Origin of the sequence: Neorhizobium galegae bv. orientalis str. HAMBI 540 (genome assembly GCF_000731315.1) — a bacterium.
Taxonomy (GTDB): Bacteria; Pseudomonadota; Alphaproteobacteria; order Rhizobiales; family Rhizobiaceae; genus Neorhizobium; species Neorhizobium galegae.
On record NZ_HG938353.1, the window covers coordinates 1,129,376 to 1,154,751 of the forward strand.

17 protein-coding genes are annotated in these 25,376 nt (G+C 61.8%); 14 read left to right on the forward strand and 3 right to left on the reverse strand.

The features are described from left to right. The first annotated feature begins 210 nt into the window (after positions 1 to 210). From clpP to hupB, 4 genes are all read left to right on the forward strand, one after another. Positions 211 to 843 (forward strand): ATP-dependent Clp endopeptidase proteolytic subunit ClpP, encoded by a 633-nt coding sequence (clpP, locus tag RG540_RS05805; protein ID WP_038585636.1) that lies wholly within the window; start codon positions 211 to 213, stop codon positions 841 to 843. Between the two features lie 285 nt (positions 844 to 1,128). Continuing rightward, the gene (gene clpX / locus RG540_RS05810) at positions 1,129 to 2,406 is read left to right on the forward strand and encodes an ATP-dependent Clp protease ATP-binding subunit ClpX (RefSeq protein ID WP_038541942.1); all 1,278 of its coding nucleotides are present in this window, start codon (positions 1,129 to 1,131) and stop codon (positions 2,404 to 2,406) included. Positions 2,407 to 2,814: 408 nt separating this feature from the next. After that, positions 2,815 to 5,232: an endopeptidase La gene (gene lon, locus RG540_RS05815; protein WP_038585639.1), complete on the forward strand. Its 2,418-nt coding sequence runs from the start codon at positions 2,815 to 2,817 to the stop codon at positions 5,230 to 5,232. Positions 5,233 to 5,433: 201 nt separating this feature from the next. Then, positions 5,434 to 5,709 (forward strand): DNA-binding protein HupB, encoded by a 276-nt coding sequence (gene hupB / locus RG540_RS05820; RefSeq protein WP_007753405.1) that lies wholly within the window; start codon positions 5,434 to 5,436, stop codon positions 5,707 to 5,709. Positions 5,710 to 5,877: 168 nt separating this feature from the next. Here hupB and RG540_RS05825 read toward each other — a convergent pair whose 3' ends face one another. Then, positions 5,878 to 6,864 carry an aldo/keto reductase gene (locus RG540_RS05825; protein WP_038585642.1) on the reverse strand — a complete coding sequence of 329 codons (987 nt, stop codon included), beginning with the start codon at positions 6,862 to 6,864 and terminating at the stop codon, positions 5,878 to 5,880. A 115-nt stretch (positions 6,865 to 6,979) separates the two neighbouring features. Between RG540_RS05825 and RG540_RS05830 the strand changes: the two genes are divergently transcribed. Together RG540_RS05830 and RG540_RS05835 are read left to right on the forward strand one after the other, a co-directional pair. Continuing rightward, positions 6,980 to 8,215: a metallophosphoesterase family protein gene (locus RG540_RS05830; RefSeq protein ID WP_038585645.1), complete on the forward strand. Its 1,236-nt coding sequence runs from the start codon at positions 6,980 to 6,982 to the stop codon at positions 8,213 to 8,215. A gap of 3 nt (positions 8,216 to 8,218) precedes the next feature. Further along, positions 8,219 to 11,671, forward strand: coding sequence for an ATP-binding protein (locus RG540_RS05835; RefSeq protein ID WP_038585648.1), 3,453 nt, complete (start codon positions 8,219 to 8,221; stop codon positions 11,669 to 11,671). A 107-nt stretch (positions 11,672 to 11,778) separates the two neighbouring features. On the opposite strand, the gene RG540_RS32970 is transcribed toward RG540_RS05835, so the two are convergent. Beyond that, positions 11,779 to 12,774, reverse strand: coding sequence for a DUF6030 family protein (locus tag RG540_RS32970; protein WP_038585651.1), 996 nt, complete (start codon positions 12,772 to 12,774; stop codon positions 11,779 to 11,781). Between the two features lie 123 nt (positions 12,775 to 12,897). Next, entirely contained in the window at positions 12,898 to 13,683 is a 786-nt protein-coding gene (locus RG540_RS05845; RefSeq protein ID WP_038585653.1) for a metallophosphoesterase, read from the reverse strand. A 445-nt stretch (positions 13,684 to 14,128) separates the two neighbouring features. Between RG540_RS05845 and RG540_RS05850 the strand changes: the two genes are divergently transcribed. The 8 genes from RG540_RS05850 to RG540_RS05885 all read left to right on the forward strand — a co-directional run bounded on the left by RG540_RS05850 (position 14,129) and on the right by RG540_RS05885 (position 25,239). Beyond that, complete coding sequence (locus RG540_RS05850; RefSeq protein WP_244446628.1) at positions 14,129 to 15,199, forward strand: polysaccharide biosynthesis/export family protein; 1,071 nt, start codon at positions 14,129 to 14,131, stop codon at positions 15,197 to 15,199. Between the two features lie 138 nt (positions 15,200 to 15,337). Then, the gene (locus tag RG540_RS05855) at positions 15,338 to 17,611 is read left to right on the forward strand and encodes a polysaccharide biosynthesis tyrosine autokinase (protein ID WP_065814411.1); all 2,274 of its coding nucleotides are present in this window, start codon (positions 15,338 to 15,340) and stop codon (positions 17,609 to 17,611) included. A gap of 184 nt (positions 17,612 to 17,795) precedes the next feature. Continuing rightward, complete coding sequence (gene gmd, locus RG540_RS05860; protein ID WP_038541956.1) at positions 17,796 to 18,902, forward strand: GDP-mannose 4,6-dehydratase; 1,107 nt, start codon at positions 17,796 to 17,798, stop codon at positions 18,900 to 18,902. After that, positions 18,895 to 19,866 carry a GDP-L-fucose synthase gene (gene fcl / locus RG540_RS05865; RefSeq protein ID WP_038585659.1) on the forward strand — a complete coding sequence of 324 codons (972 nt, stop codon included), beginning with the start codon at positions 18,895 to 18,897 and terminating at the stop codon, positions 19,864 to 19,866. The genes gmd and fcl overlap by 8 nt, the downstream gene beginning before the upstream one ends. After that, positions 19,866 to 21,173, forward strand: a complete 1,308-nt coding sequence (locus RG540_RS05870) for a WcaI family glycosyltransferase (RefSeq protein ID WP_051909248.1) — start codon at positions 19,866 to 19,868, stop codon at positions 21,171 to 21,173. Before fcl ends, RG540_RS05870 begins: the two co-directional genes overlap by 1 nt. Beyond that, positions 21,170 to 22,072 carry a hypothetical protein gene (locus tag RG540_RS05875; RefSeq protein WP_038585662.1) on the forward strand — a complete coding sequence of 301 codons (903 nt, stop codon included), beginning with the start codon at positions 21,170 to 21,172 and terminating at the stop codon, positions 22,070 to 22,072. The genes RG540_RS05870 and RG540_RS05875 overlap by 4 nt, the downstream gene beginning before the upstream one ends. A gap of 18 nt (positions 22,073 to 22,090) precedes the next feature. Beyond that, positions 22,091 to 23,626 carry a lipopolysaccharide biosynthesis protein gene (locus tag RG540_RS05880; protein WP_157884586.1) on the forward strand — a complete coding sequence of 512 codons (1,536 nt, stop codon included), beginning with the start codon at positions 22,091 to 22,093 and terminating at the stop codon, positions 23,624 to 23,626. 41 nt (positions 23,627 to 23,667) lie between these two features. Then, a complete protein-coding gene (locus tag RG540_RS05885) occupies positions 23,668 to 25,239 on the forward strand; it encodes a hypothetical protein (RefSeq protein ID WP_038585668.1) in 1,572 nt (523 codons plus the stop codon). The last annotated feature ends 137 nt before the right edge of the window (positions 25,240 to 25,376 follow it).

Here is a 25,376-nt window from a genome sequence, read left to right on the forward strand (position 1 = left end):
CGGGTGAAATGGGGCGTCCGCAGGCTGTCGCCCGGCAGGAATCGTAATAGCGGTCAGCCTCGCGCATCCCCGGGCAGTTAAGGATATCGGATGCTCCGTCTTGAAGTACCGGGCGTTGACACTCTATGTAGGGATGACCCATTCCATTTGATTCCGGAGCGCCTTTCTGCCTTCGGCCAGGGATCAAGAGAAGCTTGACAAAGGACGGACATGAGAAATCCAGTTGATACCGCAATGGCCTTGGTGCCGATGGTCGTCGAACAGACCAATCGCGGTGAGCGCTCATACGACATCTATTCGCGTCTTCTGAAAGAGCGCATCATCTTCCTCACCGGCCCCGTGGAAGATTATACGGCGTCGCTGATCTGCGCCCAGCTTCTCTTCCTGGAAGCGGAAAATCCGAAGAAGGAAATCGCCCTCTACATCAATTCGCCCGGCGGCGTCGTGACCGCCGGCATGGCCATCTACGATACGATGCAGTTCATCAGGCCGGCGGTTTCGACGCTCTGCATCGGCCAGGCAGCCTCGATGGGCTCGCTGCTCCTGTGCGCCGGCGAAAAGGGGATGCGCTTTGCCACCCCGAACGCGCGCATCATGGTTCACCAGCCGTCCGGCGGCTTCCAGGGTCAGGCGTCCGACATCGAACGCCATGCCCGTGACATATTGAAGATGAAAAGACGTCTTAACGAGGTTTACGTGAAGCACACGGGCCGCACGTTGGAGGAAGTTGAAAAGACCCTCGACCGCGACCACTTCATGACGTCGGACGAAGCCCAGGATTGGGGTGTCATCGACAAGATCCTGACATCGCGTCAGGAAATGGAAGGTGGCTCCGGAGACTGAGTCTGATGGCGCGACCCGTGCACCTCACCCCGATGTGAGCAAAAAGGGGTTTCAAGTCGCACGGAAAGCGCTATTAGTACTTATTAATGCTGTGTTGAACTTTTATGACATAGCATTCGTTTCTTAGGGGTTTCGTTGCCGCTGATCCCGCATGATGTGCGCAGGATCGGTAGAGTACCCTTAAGGCAAGGCAGGCGCGCAAGGCCCGTCGGGCGCGCGCCGGCAAGCGGTAGAGTGGACCGCGCCCGTTTTGACGTGAGTGCGGAGTGCTGGAAGGAAAGTGATATGAGCAAAGTCAGCGGCAGCAACGGCGGCGACTCCAAGAATACCCTATATTGCTCTTTCTGCGGAAAGAGCCAGCACGAAGTCCGGAAGCTGATCGCCGGGCCGACCGTATTCATCTGCGATGAATGCGTCGAACTGTGCATGGACATCATCCGCGAAGAGAACAAGACCTCGATGGTCAAGTCCCGCGACGGCGTACCCACGCCGCAGGATATCATCAAGGTCCTCGACGAATACGTCATCGGCCAGAAGCAGGCCAAGCGTATCCTGTCGGTCGCGGTGCATAACCATTACAAGCGCCTCGCGCATGCCTCCAAGGGTGGCGATGTCGAGCTTGCGAAGTCGAACATCATGCTGGTCGGCCCGACCGGCTGCGGCAAGACCTATCTTGCCCAGACGCTCGCCCGCATCATCGACGTTCCCTTCACGATGGCAGACGCCACGACGCTGACCGAAGCCGGCTATGTCGGCGAGGACGTCGAAAACATCATCCTGAAGCTTCTGCAGTCTGCGGATTACAATGTCGAACGCGCCCAGCGCGGCATCGTCTATATCGACGAAGTCGACAAGATCTCCCGCAAGTCCGACAACCCGTCGATCACCCGCGATGTGTCGGGCGAGGGCGTGCAGCAGGCGCTTCTGAAGATCATGGAAGGCACGGTTGCTTCGGTACCGCCCCAGGGCGGCCGCAAGCATCCGCAGCAGGAATTCCTGCAGGTCGACACGACGAACATACTGTTCATCTGCGGCGGCGCCTTCGCGGGTCTCGACAAGATCATCTCGGCTCGCGGCGAAAAGACCTCGATCGGCTTCGGTGCCTCCGTCAAGTCCGCGGATGACCGTCGCGTCGGCGAAGTGCTGCGCGAACTGGAGCCGGAAGATCTGGTGAAGTTCGGCCTCATTCCGGAATTCATCGGCCGTCTGCCGGTTCTGGCAACCCTCGAAGACCTCGACGAGGATGCGCTGATCCAGATCCTGTCGGAACCGAAGAACGCGCTGATCAAGCAGTACCAGCGCCTGTTCGAGATGGAAGACGTCGATCTGACCTTCCACGAGGATGCGCTGCGCGAGATTGCCAAGCGGGCGATCACCCGCAAGACCGGCGCCCGCGGCCTGCGCTCGATCATGGAGAAGATCCTTCTCGACACCATGTTCGAACTGCCGACGCTCGAAGGCGTGCGCGAAGTGGTCATCTCGGACGATGTCGTGCGTGGAAACGCCCGGCCGCTCTACATCTATGCCGACCGGCAGGATGAAAAGGCGAACGTTTCGGCTTGAAGCGGGCCGTTCCGTTCCGGAGCTTGAAGAGGCCCTATCGGGGCCTCTTTTTTATGTCGGCGAACAGCCTTGCTTTTTTTGATTTTTCCACCATTTTTGCCTCGCGAAGAATTGCACCATATTCGCCTTGCATTAGAGACTGTGCGGGAAGATCATCGACGCTCCGGTTGCTTCGTTTGGGTGTGATCTCAGGTTGGCAGGTCCGGTGGTCGCGTCCCGTGTCCTTTGGCGTTCCGCGTGGCGTTTGTGTGTACACGCTTTGTAATGCACCTGTCACATTCGTTAGGCGACGGCGGCCTACAAGGCTTGAAATCAAATTTCTAAAACTCCACTTTGGGCGAGAGTGAAATGCCCGGGTGATTTGCCCCGGGACGTATCCCGGAAACGGGACGATGGAAAGGAAATGAAATGACGAATTCAACGTCTGCGACTGGTAGCGAAACCTATCCGGTGCTGCCGCTGCGCGACATTGTGGTCTTTCCGCATATGATCGTGCCTTTGTTCGTCGGACGGGAGAAGTCTATTCGCGCGCTCGAAGAGGTGATGGGTTCTGACAAGCAGATCATGCTGGTCACCCAGATCAACGCCGGCGACGACGATCCCGAACCCTCGGCAATCTACAAGGTCGGCACCGTCGCCAACGTGCTGCAGCTCCTGAAGCTGCCCGACGGCACCGTCAAGGTTCTGGTCGAAGGCCGTTCGCGCGCCAAGATCGACGGCTATACCGACCGTGAAGAATTCTACGAAGCGACGGCGAGCGTTCTTGCCGAACCCGACGAGGATGCGGTCGAGGTCGAAGCCCTGTCGCGTTCCGTGGTTTCCGAGTTCGAAAACTACGTGAAGCTCAACAAGAAGATCTCGCCGGAAGTGGTGGGCGCCGCAAGCCAGATCGAAGACTATTCGAAGCTGGCCGATACGGTTGCCTCGCATCTGTCGATCAAGATCACCGAAAAGCAGGAAATGCTGGAAACGGTTTCCGTCAAGCTGCGCCTCGAAAAGGCGCTCGGCTTCATGGAAGGCGAGATCTCCGTCCTGCAGGTGGAAAAGCGCATCCGCTCGCGTGTAAAACGCCAGATGGAGAAGACCCAGCGCGAATACTATCTCAACGAACAGATGAAGGCGATCCAGAAGGAGCTCGGCGACGGCGAAGAAGGCCGCGACGAGATGGCCGAACTGGAAGAGCGCATTTCCAAGACCAAGCTGTCCAAGGAAGCCAAGGAAAAGGCAGACGCCGAGCTGAAGAAGCTCAAGCAGATGAGCCCGATGTCGGCGGAAGCCACCGTCGTGCGCAACTATCTCGACTGGCTGCTCGGCATTCCGTGGGCCAAGAAGTCGAAGGTCAAGGTCGACCTCAACAATGCCGAGAAGATCCTCGAAGCCGATCACTTCGGCCTCGACAAGGTCAAGGAACGCATCATCGAATATCTCGCCGTGCAGGCCCGCGCGACCAAGCTCAAGGGTCCGATCCTGTGCCTCGTCGGGCCTCCGGGCGTCGGCAAGACCTCGCTCGCCCAGTCGATCGCCAAGGCGACCGGCCGCGAATACGTGCGCATGGCTCTCGGCGGTGTTCGTGACGAAGCCGAAATCCGCGGTCACCGCCGCACCTATATCGGCTCGATGCCCGGCAAGGTCATCCAGTCGATGAAGAAGGCCAAGAAGTCCAACCCGCTCTTCCTGCTCGACGAAATCGACAAGATGGGCATGGATTTCCGCGGCGACCCGTCTTCGGCGTTGCTCGAAGTGCTGGATCCGGCGCAGAACTCGACCTTCATGGACCATTACCTGGAAGTCGAATACGACCTGTCCGACGTGATGTTCATCACCACGGCGAACACGCTGAACATCCCAGCACCGCTGATGGACCGTATGGAAATCATCCGCATCGCCGGTTACACCGAGGATGAAAAGCGCGAGATCGCCAAGCGTCACCTTCTGCCGAAGGCGATCAAGGAACATGCCCTGCAGCCGAACGAATTCTCGATCACCGACGATGCCCTGATGGCGATCAGCCAGCAGTACACCCGCGAAGCCGGCGTTCGTAGCTATGAGCGTGAACTGATGAAGCTCGCCCGCAAGGCGGTCACCGAGATCATCAAGGGCAAGACCAAGTCGGTTGCGATCACCGCGGCCAACATCTCCGACTACCTCGGCGTCCCGCGGTTCCGCCACGGCGAAGCCGAGGGCGAGGATCAGGTTGGCGTGGTCACCGGTCTCGCCTGGACGGAAGTCGGTGGTGAGCTGCTGACGATCGAAGGCGTGATGATGCCGGGCAAGGGCCGCATGACGGTCACCGGCAACCTCAAGGAAGTCATGAAGGAATCTATCTCCGCGGCGGCTTCCTATGTCCGTTCGCGTGCGATCGATTTCGGCATCGAACCACCGCGCTTTGACAAGTCGGACATCCACGTTCACGTGCCGGAAGGGGCAACCCCGAAGGACGGACCGTCGGCCGGTGTCGGCATGGCGACCGCGATCGTCTCGATCATGACCGGCATCGCGGTCCGCAAGGACGTGGCGATGACCGGCGAGATCACCCTTCGCGGCCGCGTGCTGCCGATCGGCGGCCTCAAGGAAAAGCTGCTTGCCGCCCTTCGCGGCAACATCAAGACCGTTCTGATCCCGGAAGAGAACGCCAAGGATCTGGCCGAGATTCCGGACAACGTGAAAAACAACATGGAGATCATTCCGGTTTCCCGCATGGGCGAGGTGATCCGTCACGCGCTCGTCCGTCAGCCGGAACCGATCGAATGGGATGGCACGGTGGAAACGCCGCTGATCACCACGGTCGAAGGTGTGGACGACGCGGGCGTAACCATAGCCCACTGATCGATAGTCTTTTGGTTATGCCAAATTGGCACCAGCAATGAAAAAAAGCCGGCACAACGCCGGCTTTTTTTGTGAAAAATAACGTCTACCCCTTGTTTTTCAGGCGATTGCGGAGCTTTTGGGTTGCCACGGGCGGGCGCCTGACTATTGTCTGCCCCGATTACATGAGTCGTTCCAAAACCGTTTGAAAGGGGTGGAAACATGAATAAGAATGAGTTGGTATCCGCAGTGGCCGAGAAGGCCGGCCTCTCTAAGGCTGATGCCGCATCCGCTGTAGACGCCGTTTTTGAGACCGTACAGGCTGAACTGAAGAAGGGCGGCGATATCCGTCTTGCCGGTTTCGGCAGCTTCTCCGTTTCCCGTCGCGAAGCGTCCAAGGGTCGTAATCCGTCGACCGGCGCCGAAGTCGACATCCCGGCACGTAACGTGCCGAAGTTCTCGGCCGGTAAGGGCCTGAAGGACGCAGTCAACAGCTAACGCGCTGCCTTTGAGGCATCCTGTTACAGTCTCATATTTCGAAAAGGCCCGGGTTATTCCCGGGCCTTTTTTACGAGCCGCAAATCGCTGCCAATCACAACTCCGGATGTGAAAACTGTCATCCGCCTGTCGGGGACTGCGTGGTGCGTGACGGCAAGCTCAGCGTTCCTACCAGCGCTGATGCACGTGCGGGGCAACCAGCCGCGCATAGATTTCCTTGGTCGCCGTCATCACGTCGGCCGAAAGTGCGGCAAGCTCGGCCGCTGCCGCATTGCCCCTGGCCTGCGCCTCGTTGCGGGCGCCCGGAATGACGACGGTGACCGCCTCGTTCATCAGGATCCATTTCAGCGCGAAAGCCGCCATCGACGCTCCCTGCGGCACCAGTTTGCGGACTTCCTCGACCGCCTGGAGGCCGACTTCGAACGGTACACCGGCAAAAGTCTCGCCAACATCGAAGGCGTCGCCATGCCGGTTGAAGTTGCGATGGTCGTCCTTGGCGAACGCCGTATCGCGGGTGATCTTGCCGGACAACAGCCCGCTTGCGAGCGGCACGCGGACGATGACCGCGACGTTCTTCTGCTTGGCCTCCCTGAAGAACAGGTCCGCCGGGCGCTGGCGAAAGATGTTGTAGATGATCTGGATGCTGGTGACGTCGGGATATTCGATCGCCTTCAGCGCTTCCTCGACCTTCTCGACGCTGACCCCGTAGTTCTTGATCTTGCCAGCGCGGCGCAGATCATCGAGCGCGCCAAAGACTTCGGGCCGGTAGAGTACTTCGGTCGGCGGGCAGTGGAGCTGCACGAGGTCGAGGCTGTCGATTTCGAGATTCTTGAGGCTGCGGTCGATGAAGCCTTCGAGATTGGCCTTGGTATAGCCGTCGGCGACATGCGGGCTGAGACGCCGACCGGCCTTGGTCGCGACCATCGGGCGATTGCTGCCGCGCGATTTCAGGACCCCGGCAATGATCTTTTCCGAACGGCCGTCGCCATAAACGTCGGCGGTGTCGATGAAGGTGACACCGGCATCGAGCGCCGCTTCCAGCGCCTTGGCACCGTCCGCTTCGGCGACGTCGCCCCAGGAGCCGCCGATCTGCCAGGCGCCGAAACCGATCTCGCTGACGGTGAAGGATGTGCGTCCGAACGCGTGGTTTCTCATGATGTCCTCCGAATAAGATTGGGCTATCCACAGGCTGCGGAACCCTGAGCTTTCTTCGTGCCCGGCATTTGCCTAAAACACCTGATCAGCTCCGGCAACCGAAACAAGCGATTCGATGACCTCCTTCCGATTCATTCACGCCGCAGACCTGCATCTCGGCAGTCCCTTCCAGGGGCTGGCGCTGAAGGATGCCGCGATCGCCGAACTGTTCATCGAGGCGAGCCGCAGGGCATTTTCAGGCCTGGTCGACCAGGCGGTCGAACGCAAGGTGGACTTCTTTATCGTCGCCGGCGACGTCTATGACGGCGACTGGAAGGACAACAAGATCGGCCTGTTCTTCAACCGCGAAGTGGCGCGGCTGGAGCGTGCCGGCATCCCGGTCTTCCTCCTGAAGGGCAATCACGACGCCGAAAGCGTCATCACCAAAACGATTACGTTGCCGAAGAATGTCAGCGAGTTCCCGGTCAACAAACCGGGCAGCTTCAAGCTCGATCATTTGAAGGTTGCGCTGCACGGCCAGGGTTTTGCCGAGCGCTCGGCGGTCGATAACCTGGCGCTGGCCTATCCGAAGCCGGAAGCGGGCTGGTTCAACATCGGCGTGCTGCACACCTCGCTCACGGGCCGCGAGCCGCATGCGCCTTACGCCCCGTGCTCGGTCGAGGACCTGCGCTCGCGCGGTTACGACTACTGGGCGCTTGGCCACGTGCATGATTTCGAGATCGTCGCCGAAGACCCGCTGGTTGTCTTCCCGGGCAATCTCCAGGGTCGTTCGATCCGCGAACAGGGGGCGAAGGGCGCGGTATTGGTGACCGTCGAGGACAGTCGTATCACCCATGAGCGGATCATCACCGACAGCGCCCGCTTTGCCGAACTCGTGGTCGCGGTCGAACCGGACGACAACATCCCGGCGATTCTGCGCCGCATCGAGAATGCGCTGGAAGATGTCGTCGAGCGGATGGAAGGCCGGCCCTTGGCGCTGCGCATCCGCCTGACGGGCAAAAGCCGCTTCCGCAACGAAGTCATGGCCCGCGCCGAGGATTTTCGCGATGAGGTGCAGGCGGCCTGCCATCGCTCTCACCAGGATATCTGGCTCGAAAAGCTGGAACTGCGGCTCGAACCGGCAACAAACGGGACGAGCGTCGCGACCGACATGCTCGGCCTCGAAGGCCTCATCCCGATGGGCGGCTTCGCCCCGGAACTGCTCGCCGATGCCAACGCCAAGATCGCCGAGATCACCGCCCGCCTGCCGGGCGGCATCGGCGCCGGCGATCTGGCGCTCGGCGACGATGCCGAAGCGCTGCTGGCCGAGGCCCGCGATCTCCTGCTCTCGCGTGCGGCGAGGGCTGGCTGATCCATGCGTTTTAATCGCCTCGATATTCTGCGCTACGGCGCGTTGACCGACCGGATGCTGACCTTCCGCCCGGATGCCAGACTGCATGTGATCTACGGACCGAACGAGGCCGGAAAATCCTCGGCGCTGTCGGCGATCTCCGACCTGCTGTTCGGCTTCCCGACTGCCGCCGAATACAGCTTCCTCCATGATGCGACCGCGCTTCGCGTCGGTGCCGCGATCACCGCGCGCGATGGGCAGGTGCTCGAATTCCGACGCCGCCGTGGCCGTAAGAACACGCTGCTCGCCGCCAACGAGGCGGAAGAGGCCTTGGCCGAGGATGCATTGGCGCCATTCCTCGGCACGCTCTCCCGCGATGTGTTCGAACGTGCTTTCGGGCTGGATTCCGCGTCGCTCAGGGCCGGCGGCGAGACGATGCTGAAAAGCGGCGGCGAGATCGGCAGCCTGCTGTTTTCCGCAGCCTCCGGACTGACCGGGCTTTCGGACCTGCGCAAGTCGTTCGATACGGAGGCCGACGGCATCTATGCGCCGCGTCGCTCCAAGGATCGCTCGTTCTATCAGGTGCTGGACAGCCACGACGAGGCCCGCAAGGCCGAACGCGACAACGAGCTGAAATCCGGCGATTGGAAAAAGCTGCTCGCCGAACAGGCCGAGATCGAAACCGATCTCGCCGCCGTGCAGGCCGAGCGGCAGGAAACCAAGCGCGCCCTCGATCGCTTGCGGACACTGCTGCGGCTGGAACCGGTGCTGCGGGAGATCGACCGCGAGCGGGAACTGCTCACGCAATATGAAGCGCTGGCTGCGCTGCCGGCGGGCTTCGAGGAACGCTTGGCCGCGGCTTTGGAGGCGGAGCACAAGAACGCCGAAGCGCTCAAGGTTGCGGAGGCAGAGGTATCGCGTCTGCGCGACGAGATCAGCGCCGTGCATGTCGATGAGGCGCTGATCGCCGCGGCGCCCAAGATCCTGGCCGCCCATGCGGATAAGGGCGCCTATCTCAAGGCGCGGGAAGATATCGCCCGGGTGCGCGGCGAGGTCGACGATTTCGACCAGCGTATCGTCCAGTCGGCCCGCCGGCTCGGTTTTGGCAAATTCGAAGAGCTTCAGCGCGCCCAGCCGGCCGATGCCGATCTCGTGCGCCTCCGCAAACTTGTCGAGGAAGGCAATGAACTCGACCGCAGCCTGAAGCAGCTGCGCCAGCAGATCGAGGACGCGCAGGATGTCCTGCGGCGGCTCGGAGACCACGGGCCGGACGGCAGGTTGATCGACCCGAAACCGTGGGCGGAGCAGCTCGCAGCGCTGCGTCCCGACATCAGCGAACTCTCCAGCGTCGAAACGCTGCAGGTGCGGGTTGCCCGGGCGGAAAGTGATCTCGCTGCCACTGCTGCCCGCCTCGACCCGCCGGTCAGGGATATCGACCGTCTTCTTTCTGTGCCGCTGCCGGATATTGCGACGCTCACCCATCACCGGCGGCTGATCGACGCGGCCAAAGCGGAGAGCGCTCAGGCTGCCCAGAAACTTGCCGGCATCCGCGACGAAGCCAAGGCGATCGCCGGCCAGCTTGCGGCCCTGGAAGGGCAGGGGCGGATCGTCTCCCGCGAGGATATCGCGGCGGCAAGAGCCGGCCGCGACGAAAAGATCGAGGCGCTCGGGACAAAACCGTCCGCCGAAAATCTGAGCGAACTGAAGATCGCCGTGGAAGACGCCGACCGACTCTCCGACGCGGCGCTTGCCGACGCCGAGCGTGTGTCGCGCCACGCCCAGCTCACCCTTCGCCAGCGGGAACTGCAACAGGCGATCGGCGCTGCCGAGATCACTGCCATGGAAAGCGGCATTGCCGCCGCCGACGCGGTCACCGAATTCGAAGACCTTTTCCATGCAGCACCCGTCGCACCGTCGACGCCGGAGCGGATGATCGAATGGCGCCGTGCCGTCGACGGCCTTTCACTCCTGTCGGGTGCGCTGAACGATGCGCGCGACGAGCTGGAGACGCTGCGTCTCAGGGCGGAAAAACTCAAGCCGGCACTGCTGGGGCTGGCCGACGCGATCGGTCTGGCCGCGGTGGCACTTCCTCCTCCCGCTCTCGCCCGCGGGCTTGAACGCCGGATCGGAGAACTCAACGAGCGCTGGACCGAAAGCCGGTCGCTGGAGGGCAAGCGCCATTCCGCCGAAGAGGCTTTGGAAAAGCTGGTGGAGCGCGAGACCGGTTTGCGCCGGGATATCGAGCGCTGGCGTTCCACGTTCTCGAACGCGGCAGTCCTGGCGGGTCTTTCCGAAGACGCGACGGTCGACATGGCGCTTGCGGCGCTGGATGTCTGGCGCACCATCCCGGATTTGCTTTCCGAGCGGGAAAACCGCGACCGCCGCGTGCGCGGCATGGCCCGGGACATGGAGGATTTCGAAACGGAGGTGCGCAGAATCGCCGCCGAAGTATCGCCGGATCTTGCCTTGCTTCCTGCCGATGTCGCCGCCGCCATGCTCAACGACCGCGCCATGGGCGCCCGGACCGCCGCCAACCAGCAAGCCACGCTCTCCACGGCGCTGGAGCGCGCGGAGCTTGCCGTTGCCCGGCACTCGGCCGACGCGGAACAACTTGTAGCGGACCTGCGCGGACTTGCCGCCGCCGCATCCAAGGATATCGAGGAGGCCGACGGCCTTCTCCGCGACCTTCGCGAACGCAACCGGCTGGAAGGCAGTCTCGCGCAATGCCGCACACGCTTTGCCGAACAGGCGGATGGTGCAAGCGAAGACGAGGCCCGTACGGCCCTCGTCGGTTTCGACAAGATCGCCGCCGGCCTGGAAATCGAGAGGCTGGATGCCGAGGATGCCCGGCAGGTCGAGCGGATGAAGACGCTCGGCATTGCCCAGGCCGATAGCGAGCGCCGCCGCCGGGAGCTGGAGACCGGCATCGGTGCCGAGCGCGCCGTCTTCCAGAAGCTCGCCGCCGAGGTGGAGGCAAAGGAGCTGGCGCGGCGCTGGGTGGTGCTGAAGCTTGCGGCCGGCCTTCTGGCGAGCTCCATGGAAGCCTATCGCGAGCGCCAGGCCGATCCGGTCATGCAGCGGGCAGGGCAGGTCTTCGCCGATCTCACCGGCGGCCGTTTCTCGCGCCTTGTCCAGGTCTATGACGAGCGCGACGAGCTGCAGCTCGCGGTCGAACGGAATACCGGCGAGCAGGTGAGGCTTCCCGGCTTGAGCGAAGGCACCGGCGATCAGCTCTATCTGGCGCTGCGGCTTGCCTTCCTGGAGGATTATTGCAGCCGCAACGAACCGGCGCCGCTGATCCTTGACGACATCTTCCAGACCTTTGACGACGAACGGACTGCGGCCGGCATTCGTACCCTGGCCGCGGCCGGCGAAAAATTTCAGACCGTGCTCTTTACCCACCAGATGAGCCTGGTCGAGACGGCGCGCCGCGAGCTGGGGGACGGGCTGAACCTCGTCCAGCTGGAGCGAGCCTAGAGCCTTTCAGGGTTAAATTGAATCGTTCTGTTGGCTCAAACGGAGTCGGATGATCGATCGGCCGGCGCGCGTCGTAGCCATGCTCTACGGCCAAGCCGGCCGATCGATCAGGCGGCCTGTTTCAGCCAACCCGAAGGGCCGGGCATCTTTCCGCCAGGATCAGAGGCGATCGGCTCGGACGTACATCGGGGTATGCCCTTGCCCTGACGAAAACCTGCTCCGGCAGAACGCTTCAATTTAACCTTGAAAGGCTCTAGAGAGGCGGATTGCGGCTGAGGCATGCTGCGCAACGCCAGGCAGCCGACCGACATGCGATAGATGGGCGCGGTCCACCTGTCCGGCTGGGGCGACGGGCGTTCGCCGCAACCGGTCGTCTGTCGGCGCGGCAGGATCAGCAGATTGTAGCGCCGTGCGTCAGTGACCTCCTGGCTGAACGTCATCCGGTAGTTTTCGACGATCGAGCTGAACTCGGTGCGTCCCGCAAGTTTCTCGATCACATAGCTTCGGGTTTCGGGCGTCATCGGCAGGCCGAACCGCTCGGTGGCACGAATGGCTTCGCTGAGCACTGCAAGCTCCATGGTCAGGTCCGTCAGGCTGACTTTGATACGAAAGCTGCTGACCATGTCGGGCTCCGTGCCACGGACCTGGATGAACATCGCGGCCGGTTCCGGCGCATTCCCGAATTCCTCAAAAAACAGGCATTCCCAATCGTGACCCGAACGGGTGAAGGTGGGCGCCGTGCCCCTGTCGTCCCGCAGCAGGTCGCAGCGTTCGTCGGCGGAAAGCGCCTCGGTCTTCTCGAATACCGCCATCCGCTCGAGGCCCGCCTTGAGAAGCCAGGGTGGATAATGTTCCGCCGGTGGCAGCGATCTATGCCTGTCGATCCGCAAGGATGGCGCCGGTGACGCGGGAAGAAGGTATTGCTCCAGCGCGAATTGCCGGACGAGCCGTTTATAGTTTCGGCCATTGTTGACCGCGAGCACGGTCGTCACCAGGGCGGCCAGCACGACCGCAAGGAAAAAGCCGAAAACCCAAACAGCCGAACGCTGCCCGCGGCGCCGATCGGCTGGTGTCAGTATGTCCGCCTTACCCTCCTCCGGCATGGCTCCGCTTCCGATCGAGTACGGTCCGGCGTTCGGCCCCCGCCGCTGACATAACGCGCTTCTTTGGCTCGATGATCAAGCCTCTGCTGCTTGAGGTGTCGGCCCGCCCGATATCCCGGACTTTCAAAGGAACGAGAAGCGGCCGCCGTCGATCTTGAGGATCGTGAGCCTGCCGGAATAATAGGCGCCGGTATCGATGCCAATCCGTCCGGGTCCGAAATCCGGCTCCGGCTGCGGCGTATGCCCGTGGATGACGAGAAGCGGCAGCTGCGGTCCGGTCGCAAGAAAGGCGTCTCGGATCCAGAGCATGTCTTCCTCGGTCTGCCGGTTGAGCGGTATACCCGGCCTCAGGCCCGCATGGACGAAGACGAGTTTGCCGATCGTCAGGCTGATCGGGAGGTTGGCAAGGAATTTTCTGTGCGGCACCGGCACGGCTTCCATCAGCAGGTCGCCGAACCTGGCGCCGCGCTTCTTGCCGCGCGCGCCGAACTGGTATGGGTCCAAACCGTAGGATAGCAGCGTCTGTTCACCGCCCATCCCTAGCCATTCGGAATAACGTTCCGGATCGTCCACGAACCTCATGAAGGTATCGTCATGGTTGCCGCAGAGCGCAATCCGCCTCAAGCCGTGTTCGCTGGGTCTGATCAGGTGCTCGAGGACATGGCTCGACGCGGGTCCGCGGTCGACATAATCGCCGAGCAGTATGACCATTCCGGGCCGGCGGTTTTCCGACATGTCATGGGCAATGCGGGCCTCGGCGTCCCGAAGCTCGTCGATACAGCCATGCACATCACCGATCGCATAGATCGGATAGGAGGGCGGGTTGGTACCGAGATCGATCCGGCGGCGGCGAGGCCGTATCGGTCTGGCCGGCCGGCGTCTCAAAAACCAGTCCGTCAACTTTTGCATGCTTACCGCCATCCGCCCGATATGGAAGATCCTGCCGACAATGAGAAGTGGATGCCCGAAGGAGTGTTAACAATGTCCGAAGCTCGACCCTTGGATGCGGGTATCGGCAATGTCACCGTCATCTGCGAGACAATTTCGAACCTGACAAGGCCGCTCGGCGGCGTTCACGGCAAAAGGAGTGTATTTTGTGGATAACCAACGATTAACCAATTATGTGATTGATTCGCCACAGTGCGCGGATTTTTGATTCGCCGCGTGCTTACCCCTTAGAATCACCGGGTCCGCCCTTCGGCTAAACCGATACCATACTTTGGGTTGTATGGCGGGGCGTATGGTTAGTTCTTTGGGTGCTGTTTTAACGCTTGCTACTGTTGCGTTTCTGTCCGGTTGCACGGGGCTACCGAGGTCCGGTCCGGATCCGTCCGCCGTTGAAGCCAATGCAACCGTGAAGGCTTTTTCCGCGGCCGGCAACAGGGTCGGGATCGACTACGCGCTCGTCGATATCAATCAGTCCGTCCTCGCCCGTCTGCCCAAACCGGCAGGCCCTAACCTGAGCGCCGGTTTCGGCTCTGGCAGCAGCGGACCGCCGCCGCTCACGCTCGGGATCGGCGATGTCGTCCAGGTCTCGGTCTTCGAGGCGCAGAGCGGCGGCCTGTTCATTCCGGCCGATGCCGGCGCCCGTCCGGGCAATTACATCACCCTGCCGAACCAGACGATCGGTCGGGACGGCACATTGAGCGTCCCATACGCGAACAGGGTGAAGGCCGCCGGCCGCACGGTCGATGCCGTGCAGCTCGATATCGCAGACCGGCTCGCCAACCGCGCCATCGAGCCGCAGGTGGTCATCTCGACGGTGACGAGCCGTTCGATGGGCGCGTCGGTTCTGGGCGACGTCAAGCAGGCGAGGAAGATCGAGCTCAGCCCGGCGGGCGAACGCATCATCGACGTGATTTCCGAGGCAGGCGGTTTGAGTGTCCCGAAGGAGGAGGCAACGGTGACGCTCCAGCGTGGAGGCCGCAGCATCACCGTCGCCTATCGGACGCTGAGCGAGCGTCCGCAGGAGAATATCTATGTGCAGCCGGGCGATACGATCTTCGTCGATCGCAATCGCCGGACCTTCCTGGCCTTCGGCCTGACAGGCGAAAGCGGACGCTTTGATTTCGACGATTCCAATCTCTCCCTCGGCGAGGCTTTGGCGAAGGCCGGCGGATTGCTCGACGACAAGGCGGAACCGCAATCGGTCCTGCTCTACCGCCTCGTGGAGCGTGATCTCCTGCGCAATATCGGCCTCGACGTCAGCCGGTTCAGCGCGCGGGACGTGCCGGTTATCTTCCGCGCCAACCTGCGGGATCCGGCCGCGTTCTTCGCTGTCCAGCAATTTCCCATGCAGGACAAGGACGTGATCTATGTCTCGACTGCCGATGCGGTCGAGCTCGTCAAATTCCTCAGCATCCTCAATTCGGTTACCGCCTCCACCCGGGATATTGCGAGCAGTCATGATGTCTGGCGCAACTGACATTCAGACCGTTTGTGGCCGCTCCGAGCCGGTTTGGGGCTCTGCGCACATCGATCGGGTGATGCGATGAACCAGCGGCCCGTTTTTCTCACTCGACCCCGACAGGAGCCCCGCGAGGAAGAGGTTTCGGAGCTGGACATGGATGGCCTGATCGCCATCATCCGGCGGCAATGGCGAGTGGTCGGCCTCTGCGTCGCGGTCTTCGTGATGCTCGGCATCGGTTACATGCTGACAGCCGTGCCCCGATATACCGCGAGGACGAGCGTGCTGATCGACCGCGGCAACCGGCAGGTCGTCGAGCAATTGTCGACGATCGGCGGGGTTCTTGACGATGAGGCGTCGGTCCTCAGCCAGGTCGAACTGCTGCGCTCCGAGACGATAGGCCTGTCGGCTGTCGACAAGCTGGAATTGTCGGATGATCCGGAATTCATGGCGGGCCGCCGAAGCCTGCTGCTCGCGGCTGTATCCGACATACGATCGATACTCGATATCAGGCGATGGCCGGGCGGTGGCGAGGTTCGTTTCGATCAGATTGAGGCGCAACGCCGCCAGGCGCTCGCCAACCTTCTCGGCAATATGAAGGTTTCGCGCGTCGGACGTTCCTATGTCCTGGAAATCACGTTCACGGCCACATCGCCGCGTCTTGCCGCAGCGGTCGCCGGCGCGATTGCGGATGCCTATCTGACCGACAAGCTCGATGCCAAATACGATGCCACAAGGCGGGCCGGCACCTGGCTGCAGGAGCGTATCGAGGAACTGCGGCAGCGCTCGCTGGAATCGGATCTGGCGGTCCAGCGGTTTCGCGCCGAAAACGGCCTCGTCACCGCCAATGACAGGCTCGTCTCCGACCAGCAGCTTACCGAGCTGAACAGCGCCCTGATCGTGGCACGGGCGGATACAGCCAGAGCACAGGCGCGCTCCGACCGCATCGAGGCGATCATAGCACGGGGTCAAAGTGAGGCGATCGTCACCGATGCGCTGGACAGTTCCGTGATCAGCTCCCTGCGCGAAAAGTACCTGGAGTCGTCGAAGCGGGAAGCCGACATATCGAGGCGGCTGGGGCAGGGCCATGTCCAGGCCGCCCGCCTTCGCCAAGAGATGGCGGAATACGATCGGTTGATGTTCGACGAGCTCAAGCGGATCGCTGGGAGCTATCAAAGCGAGCTTGAAGTCGCGCAATCCCGCGAGCGTCAGATCACCCTCGGCGTTAGCAACGCCACCGATATCAGCGTCACCGCCGGCGAAACGCAGGTGCAGTTACGGGAGCTCGAACGGGCCGCCGACGCCTACCGGAACCTCTACCAGACGTTTTTACAGCGTTATCAGGAGGCCGTGCAGCAGCAGTCATTCCCCGTCACGGAAGCGCGGATCATTTCCCGAGCCGTGCCGCCGACAACCGCCAGCGAGCCGCGGCTTTCGCTGGTACTTGCGCTCTGCCTCGCGCTTGGCTGCGGCGTCGGCGGAGTTCTCGGGGCATTCCGTGAGTTCCGGGATCGGTTCTTCCGCACCGGTGAACAGGTGAGGGATATTCTCGGCCTCGAATATCTCGGATCGGTGCCACTGGTGCAGCCGCAGACCGGCTCGAGACCGTCGACCGAGCCGGTGAAGGGAGAAATCTACAGGAAAAACGAGCTGTCCGGTTTTGCGACCGAGCATCCGTCCTCCGCCTTTGCCGAAACGCTGCGTAGCGCCCGGATCGCGGCGGATGTCCAGATCGACAGGCCCCACAGGGTCATCGGCATCGTTTCGATGCTGGCGGGCGAGGGTAAATCGACGATCGCCGTGAATTTCGCCCAGACGCTAGCCAGGAGCGCAAGGACACTGCTGATCGATGTGGACCTGCGAAATCCGGGTGCCACGAGGGCGCTGGGCCAGCATGCGGAAGAGGGGCTGCTCGAAGTGCTGCTGGAAGGCGTTGCGCCGGCCTCCGCGATGTTGGCCGATCCGGTCACCGGCCTGAAATTCCTTCCGGCGGTCGTCCGGCGACGGATACCGCATTCCTCCGAGCTGTTGGCGTCGGCTGCGATGGCCAGGCTGCTGGCACAGGTCGCCGGCGAGTTCGACTATATCGTTCTCGACCTGCCGCCGCTCGGTCCCGTCGTCGATGCGAGGGCCATCGCCCCGCGTGTCGACGGCTTCATCATGGTCGTCGAATGGGGCGAGACATCGCGAAAAGCCGTCAAGGAAACGTTGGATGCCGAGCCGCAGATTGCCGGCCGTTGCCTCGGCGTGATCCTCAACAAGGTCGATGCCGCCAGGGTGAGGCTTTATGAGGGATACGGTTCGTCGGATTATTATGCATCGCGTTACACGCACTACTATCATGAAACGCATCCTGATCCGACGCCGGTTTCCATCGGCGCCGCAACCAGGGTCAAAACAGCGAGGGAGAAGCCTGACAGCAGCCGATGATCTTTTCTGAAGCGTTTCACTGCAATGTTTGGCATAAGCCCAGGATGCTACGAATCACTGTATGTCTCGGATTCGCCGCATTCCGGGGGACATCACAAGGGTGTTCCCAGTGCTTGCGACTGGCACATTGCGCGCATCGACGTGCACGTTTCACTTAAAGACTGACGGGTTCCGTTAGGGGGATATGATGACTGGAATTGTGAAGAGCAACGGCAAGGTAGCATTGATCACCGGGGTAACGGGCCAGGACGGCGCTTACCTTGCGGAACTCTTGCTGTCCAAGGGCTATACCGTCCACGGCATCAAGCGGCGTTCTTCCTCGTTCAACACCAACCGCATCGAGCATCTCTACGAAGATCCGCATGTGGCCGACCCGCGTTTCATCCTGCATTTCGGCGACATGACGGATTCGACCAACCTCATCCGTGTCGTGCAGGAAGCCCAGCCGGACGAGATCTACAATCTAGCCGCCCAGAGCCACGTGCAGGTCTCTTTCGAGACGCCGGAATATACCGCCAATGCCGACGGCACCGGCACGCTGCGCCTGCTTGAGGCGATCAGGCTCCTCGGCCTCTCCAAGAAGACCCGCTTTTACCAGGCGTCGACCTCCGAGCTCTATGGCAAGGTGCAGGAAGTGCCGCAGAGCGAGACGACGCCCTTCTATCCGCGTTCGCCCTATGCGGTCGCCAAGCTCTACGCCTACTGGATCGTCGTGAACTACCGCGAGGCCTATGGCCTGCATGCCTCCAACGGCATCCTGTTCAACCACGAGAGCCCGATCCGCGGCGAGACCTTCGTCACCCGCAAGATCACCCGTGCCGCTGCCGCCATCCATCTCGGCCTGCAGGAACGCCTCTTTCTCGGCAATCTCGACGCCAAGCGCGACTGGGGCCATGCGCGCGAATACGTGCGCGGCATGTGGCTGATGACGCAGCAGGACGAACCGGACGACTACGTTCTGGCGACCGGCGAGACACACACGGTGCGCTCCTTCGTCGAAAAATCCTTCGCGAAGGTCGGCATGCCGATCGAGTGGCGCGGCGAGGGCGTCGAGGAGAAGGGCTACGACACGACATCCGGTGAATGCGTCGTGGCGATCGATCCCCGCTATTTCCGCCCGACGGAAGTTGACCTTCTGATCGGTGACCCCACCAAGGCCCACCAGAAGCTCGGCTGGAAGCACGAGACCAACCTCGACCAGCTGATCGCCGAAATGGTTCGCGAAGACCTGAAGGTGATGGCGCGCAACGTGCCGACCGCGGGTGGCAACAAGGGTCTCTCCCATGCCTGAGACGATCTACAGCCTTGCGGGGAAGAAAGTCTATGTCGCGGGACATCGCGGCATGGTCGGCTCGGCGATCGTTCGCCGTCTGGCCTCGGAAGGCTGCGAGATCCTGACGGCGTCGCGCGGTGATGCCGACCTGACGCGGCAGGCGGAAGTCGAGGCCTGGATGGAGAAGAACCGTCCGGACGCGGTGTTCCTGGCGGCCGCCAAGGTCGGCGGCATCCTTGCCAACGACACCTATCCGGCCGATTTCCTCTACGACAACCTCATCCTCGAGGCGAATATCATTGAGGCCGCCCACACGGTCGGCGTCGAAAAGCTGATGTTCCTCGGCTCGTCCTGCATCTATCCGAAATTCGCCGATCAGCCGATCGTCGAGGAGTCGCTTTTGACCGGCTTACTGGAGCCGACCAACGAATGGTATGCGATCGCCAAGATCGCCGGCATCAAGCTCTGCCAGGCTTATCGCAAGCAGCATGGCAGCGACTTCATCTCGGCCATGCCCACCAACCTTTACGGCCCCGGCGACAATTTCGACCTGAAATCCAGCCATGTCATGCCGGCGCTGATCCGCAAGGCGCATGAGGCGAAGACCGGCCACCTTCCGGACATCACCGTATGGGGCACCGGCACGCCGCGCCGCGAATTCCTGCATGTGGACGACTGCGCCGACGCCTGCGTCCACCTGATGAAGACCTATTCGGCGGAAACCCATGTCAATGTCGGGTCCGGCGAGGACGTGACAATCCTGGAGCTCGCCGAACTGGTGTCCAAGGTCGTCGGTTTCCAGGGGAGTATTTCTCATGATCTCACCAAACCCGACGGCACGCCGCGCAAGCTGATGAGTGCGGCCAAGCTGCGGGCGCTCGGCTGGTCGCCGAGGATCGGGCTGGAGCAAGGCATAACCGATGCCTACCGAGCCTTCCTCAAGGGCGAATATCTTGAGCGCAAACGCGGAGATGCTGCCTGATGACAGCAGCCGTCCAGCCCCTCAGCGACGAATGCGAACGATCGTTCGACGCCGCACCGGGGCTGGCCACGGCAGCTGCCACATCGCCACGCAAAAGCGTCGTCGTCTATGCGATGAACTACGCACCCGAAACGGCCGGTGTCGGCAAGTATACCGGCGAAATTGCCGAATATCTCGCCGCCGAGGGCATGGACGTCACGGTGGTGACGACCCCGCCGCATTATCCCGGCTGGTCGGTCCAGGCCGGATATCGGAACCGCTATTCTTCAGGCATCGAAGGACGCATCAGGGTGCTGCGGTCGCCGTTGCTGCTGCGTCGAAAGATGAGAGGTATCTGGCGGCTTCTGGCGCCGCTCTCCTTCGCGCTCACCTCGGCGCCTTTGGTTTTCTGGCAGATCTTGCGGCATCGCCCGGTCACCGTATTTTGCGTCGAGCCGACGCTGTTTGCAGCTCCCGCAGCCCAGCTTGCCGCCAAATTGGTCGGCGCCCGCACGGTGCTCCACGTCCATGACATGGAGGTGGATGCGGCATTCGCCGTCGGGCATCTGAGTTCCAAGACCTGGCTGAAGAGGCTTGGCCATGCCTTCGAGCGCAGCGTGCTTGGCCGGTTCGACCAGCTGGTCACCATTTCCAACCGCATGGCCGAAGGCCTTGCCCTGAAGCACGTTCCGGCCACCAAAGTATCCGTCGTCCGCAACTGGGTGGATCTCGCGCAATTCCATCCGATGGAAGACGTCAGCCCCTACCGGGCTGAACTCGGTTTCGGCCACGAGGATTTCGTCGTTCTTTATTCAGGCAGTATCGGCGCCAAACAGGGCCTGAACGTACTGCTCGATGCGGCCGAGCGTCTGAAAGACGAGCAGCGCATTCATTTCGTGATCTCCGGCGAGGGACCGCAGAAGCCGGAACTTGAAACCCGTTACGGCCATCTTGAGAATCTCCGCTTCCTGGCCTTCCAGCCCTATTCCCGGCTGAACGCGTTCCTCAACATGCCGGATCTGCACGTGCTGCCGCAGGACAGGAGCGCTGCCGACCTGACGCTGCCGTCGAAACTCGGCGGCATGCTTGCCTCGGGAAAGCCCGTCCTCGTCACCGCCGACGAGGGCACGGAACTGGCGCAGTTCGTCGGGAGTGCCGTCTACCTCACTCCGCCCAACGATCCGGAAAACCTCGCGGCCTGTATTTTTCGCGCGATGTCGGAACGGGAAGCGTGGCAGCCACAGCTCCAGACGGTTCTGGTCCAAAATCTCTCAAAACGGCCGGCCATCATAGCCATCAAACAGTTGATCGACGGCGGCAGTCCATGAAGGTCGCCGGCCACGTCCTCGCCTACAACGTCGATCGTTTTCTGCCTCACGTTGTCGAGAACTGCGGCCGTTTCGTCGACAAGATCTTCATCGTCCTTCCGGAGCGTCCCTGGGCCTATCTGCCCGGCTCGCGCGCCACGAGGACAAACCCCACGACCAGGGAAACGGTGGACGAGGCAATCGCCGCCGCCCGCGCAAAAGGCGTGAGCTGCGAGATCGAGGTGATCTGCAGCGACTTCGAAACCGAGGAAGGCACCCGCAACGACTGCCTCGACCGAGCGACCCGCGAAGGTTACGACTGGCTGGTCATCCAGGACGCCGACGAGTTCTATCTGGATAGCGGCTGGGAAACGCTGCTCGAATTCATGGCGGCGGACCGCAGGCATGACCGCATCCTGACGCCATGGCACAATTTCTGGAAAACGCCCGAGCTGGTTCTGACCAGCGGCGATGGCTCGATCAGGGACGTCAACGCGGGTTTTGCGATCCGCTGCAAAAGCGGCGTCCGCTTCGATACGGCCCGAAAGACCACCCCTGCAGCGACTATTCTTATCGATGCGCCCTGCTACCACTACGGCTACGTCATGAGCGACGCCGAGATGTGGGAAAAGATCACCAGTTGGGGACATGCGCATCAGGTGAATGCGCAAAAATGGTTTCGCCTGAAATGGCTCGGATGGACACCCGTCCATTCATACCTCCATCCGGTGACGCCGCTGTTCTGGCCGAAGGCGATCCGCTTTCCCGGCAGGCAACCCGCCTTCGCCTCTTCTTTCATGAGCCCGAGCCAGGAAACCGCACCGCTCGGTTTTGTCGATTTCCTGGAAAACATGCTTGCCGACCGTGCGACGGACGTCCGCATCGTCGCACGAAAATTATTGAGAAGGTCAACCGTGTAGCCGTAGGTCGCGTTTTCGATGAGTGTGTCAGTACGGCTAATCTCGGGCTCGATCGCCAATGGGGCGTTGCTTGCCGCCAATATCCTGATCCAGACGATCAGCGTGCCGATCATGCTCGGCTGGTGGTCGGCGCAGCAATTCGGGCTCTGGGTCCTGCTGCAGACGCTTTATTCCCTCTCCGTCGTCTTCGACCTCGGCCATCAGAACTACCTCGGTTACGAGTTCCAACGCCTCTGCACCAGGGATGCCGTAAGGCGGGACTTCGCCTCGTCCATCCCGACCGCCATTCTGCTGGGAACGATACTCCTGTGCTTCTGGACGGCTGTCCCGGCCTTCGGATGGGCCGACGCGTTGTTCGGAGATTTCGTTCCTGCGGAGATGATGGACGACCTTTCAGGCTCGATGATCATCTACGCGCTCACCTGGCTCCTCACCAGCTCCGTTGGCGGCATCCTCGGGCGGGCGCTCATCCCGTTCGGCTATTATGCGAGAATGGCGTGGTGGCGGTTCGCGCTGCTGGTGTGTGCCAACCTCGCGGCCCTCGCGGCAGTCCTTTCCGGCGGTAACGTCCTCGACGCCGTCATCGCCTCGTCGGTTGCCAACGTGGCCGTCAATATCGCCATCCATCTCGACTGCTTTCGTCTCTGGCGGCGCGAAGAAATCGGCTTCGCCGTTCCTGATCTACGCAGGAGTTGGTCCAACCTCACAAGGAGCCTTTTCGTATCTCTCCGCGAACTGCTCACCATCGGAAACCAGCAGGGCATCCGGCTGTTGATCGCACCGCTCGCCGGCGTTAGCCTTCTCGGTGCGTTCACCGCGACCCGGACGCTGTCGAATATGGCGATGCAGGGCATCAATGCATTGGCGGGGCCGGTCGAGCCGGAGCTCTTGTGCTATCTGAGGGAAGGGAAGAGCGAACCGGCGGAAGCCACGGTCACTCTAAGCTGGATTTTCGTGCTGGGCGTCATCGGGCCTGTCTGCCTTCTGCTCCAATGGGCAGCCCCCAGCCTTTTCCTGTGGTGGACCCGTGGCAACTTCCATCTCGACCCGTTGCTGTTCGGCTCGCTCTGCGCCTGCATCATCGTCTACGGTTTCGCCCAGCCGCTGGTTTCGATCGTCCGGGGAAACAATATTCTGCTGCCGCAGATCGTCGCGAACGGCGTGTCTCTGCTGATCACGGCGATCGGTTGTTATCTGACGTTGACCTCATGGGGGTTGCCGGGCGCCGGCTTTTCGCTGCTGGCGGCCGAGATCGCCAGTTTCCTCATCTACGCAGCCGCCGCCGGCGGAGTCCTCCGAGAGCTGCGGTTGCCCCTCCCAATCCATGCCTTCGCCGCATCCGTTTGCGGCTGCGTCTCGGCCATCGCCGGACTGTTCGCCATGGCGATCTGGCCGCAGTCGGTCGGCTTGTCATCCGTTCTCGCCGTGATCGGCCCGCTGCTGGCGGCGTGGATGGCCTATCGGTCCCTGCCAGCCAACATGCGGACGATCCTTCAAAGGCGTTTTCCAAACCTCTCCCGCAAACGGGCGGTTCTCACAGGGGATCGGCCATGATGGGAAGCGGGAGTTTGGCGGACGGTAATACGATATTGGGCATGCGTACGATGCCACAGCAGCGCCGCGGCAATTCTCGCTTCGTCGCCAAAGCCCGCTGGGGCACCGCCTTTCTGATCCTGCTTTGCACGATGCTTCAGCTCGCCATATCGCCTGATATGACCAACGCGTTTTGTGCGGGGACAGCCGGTTTGATCGGCACCTGGGCATTCACCTACTGCGCCGACCCAAGACGGATCGAACGGTTTACGATCTCGACGCTGGTGGTGCTCGGCTTTCAGGTCCATTCGAGCCTGGCCGCCCTGATCGTCCAGACCTCTGCCTGGAAACCGATCACCTTCAACCTCGATGCGCCGGTAGCCACGTTTTCTGTTCTGGCACTTCTGCAGATATGGGCGGTGGCGCTGCACTGGTTCTATGCGCAGTCGCGGGTGATGCAGGTTGCGACGACGGCGATCTGCCAAAGGATATTTGCGCCGCTCGGCCTCTATCGTTCGCCGACAAACCGGCAATTGTGGTGGATGGGGCTGCTGGGGTCGTTCGCCTCCTGGTACACGAATGCCGACCGCTGGGGCGAGGACAATTTCGGCGATATCGCCTTCAAACTGCTCGCTGGCCTGTCGCAATTTTCCGTCGCGCCCCTCCTGATCCCGATCGCCAGCTACCTCATCGATCCGCCGGACCAAAAGCGCTCTGTCAACTGGCTCGCGCTGACCGCCTATTGCGCCCTGACGCTCTATATTGCGCTGGCGCGCAACAGCCGCGGCGTGTTCGCGGTCAACGTCCTGACCGTGCTGATCTGCCTCGCCATCACGGTGATGATAGGACGTTTCATCCTGACGAGGCGGCGGGTGATCTGGCTCGCGGTCGCCGTCCTGCTCAGCCCCGTTCCGGCCGGCATCCTCTCGGATCTTGCAACCGCCATGGTCATTGCCCGCGACGACCGCTCCGACATCTCGTCGCAGGATCTCGTCTTCTCGACCATCGGCACGTATTTCGATGAACAGGCGCTGCAGTCGCGACGGGAGACGGACCGGATATTGGCGGAAGGCAGCTATAACGAGATCTATGTCGACAACCCGCTGCTGGCGCGCTTCGGCGCCACCAAATACATCGACCACAACATCGCTCTCGGGCTTTCGCTGTCGCAGGCCGGCGAGCTGCTGGCGCGTGAAAATGCCCTCAATCAGCTGCTATTGCTGCTTCCCACGCCGGCTCTGAATTTTTTCGCGCCCGAACTCGATAAATCCGGCAACGCCTTTTCGTCCGGCGATTATTACAACTTTCTGGTGACCGGCGATGAGCTGGGGGGATACCGCACCGGCTCGTCGATCGCCGACGGCTTCGTCGTGCTCGGCGCGTTTTACGTGGTGGTGTTCGCGATTTTCGCCCTGGCGAATTTCATTCTTGGCGATGCGCTGACGATCCGGACGCGGGATGGACATGTGCTGCTTTCGGCTCTGGCCTGCATCTGCATCACCCGCTTCTTCATGAACGGCCTCATGGACGAATCTATTGCGGTCCAGGCCGGCAACCTTGTCCGGGCGCTGCCACAGACGGTGCTGCTCTATGCGCTGATGTTCCGGCTGACGAGGGGCGTGAAGCTGAGATGAAGCTCCTCTATATCGGCGCAGAATCAGGCAGCAGCCTGCAGCGGGCAACGGCATTCGGGCGTATCGGCCTCGACGTTCTGCACCTGTCGCCTTATGCCCTCCTTCCTTCCCATTGGGCGCCGTGGCTGAACAGGGCC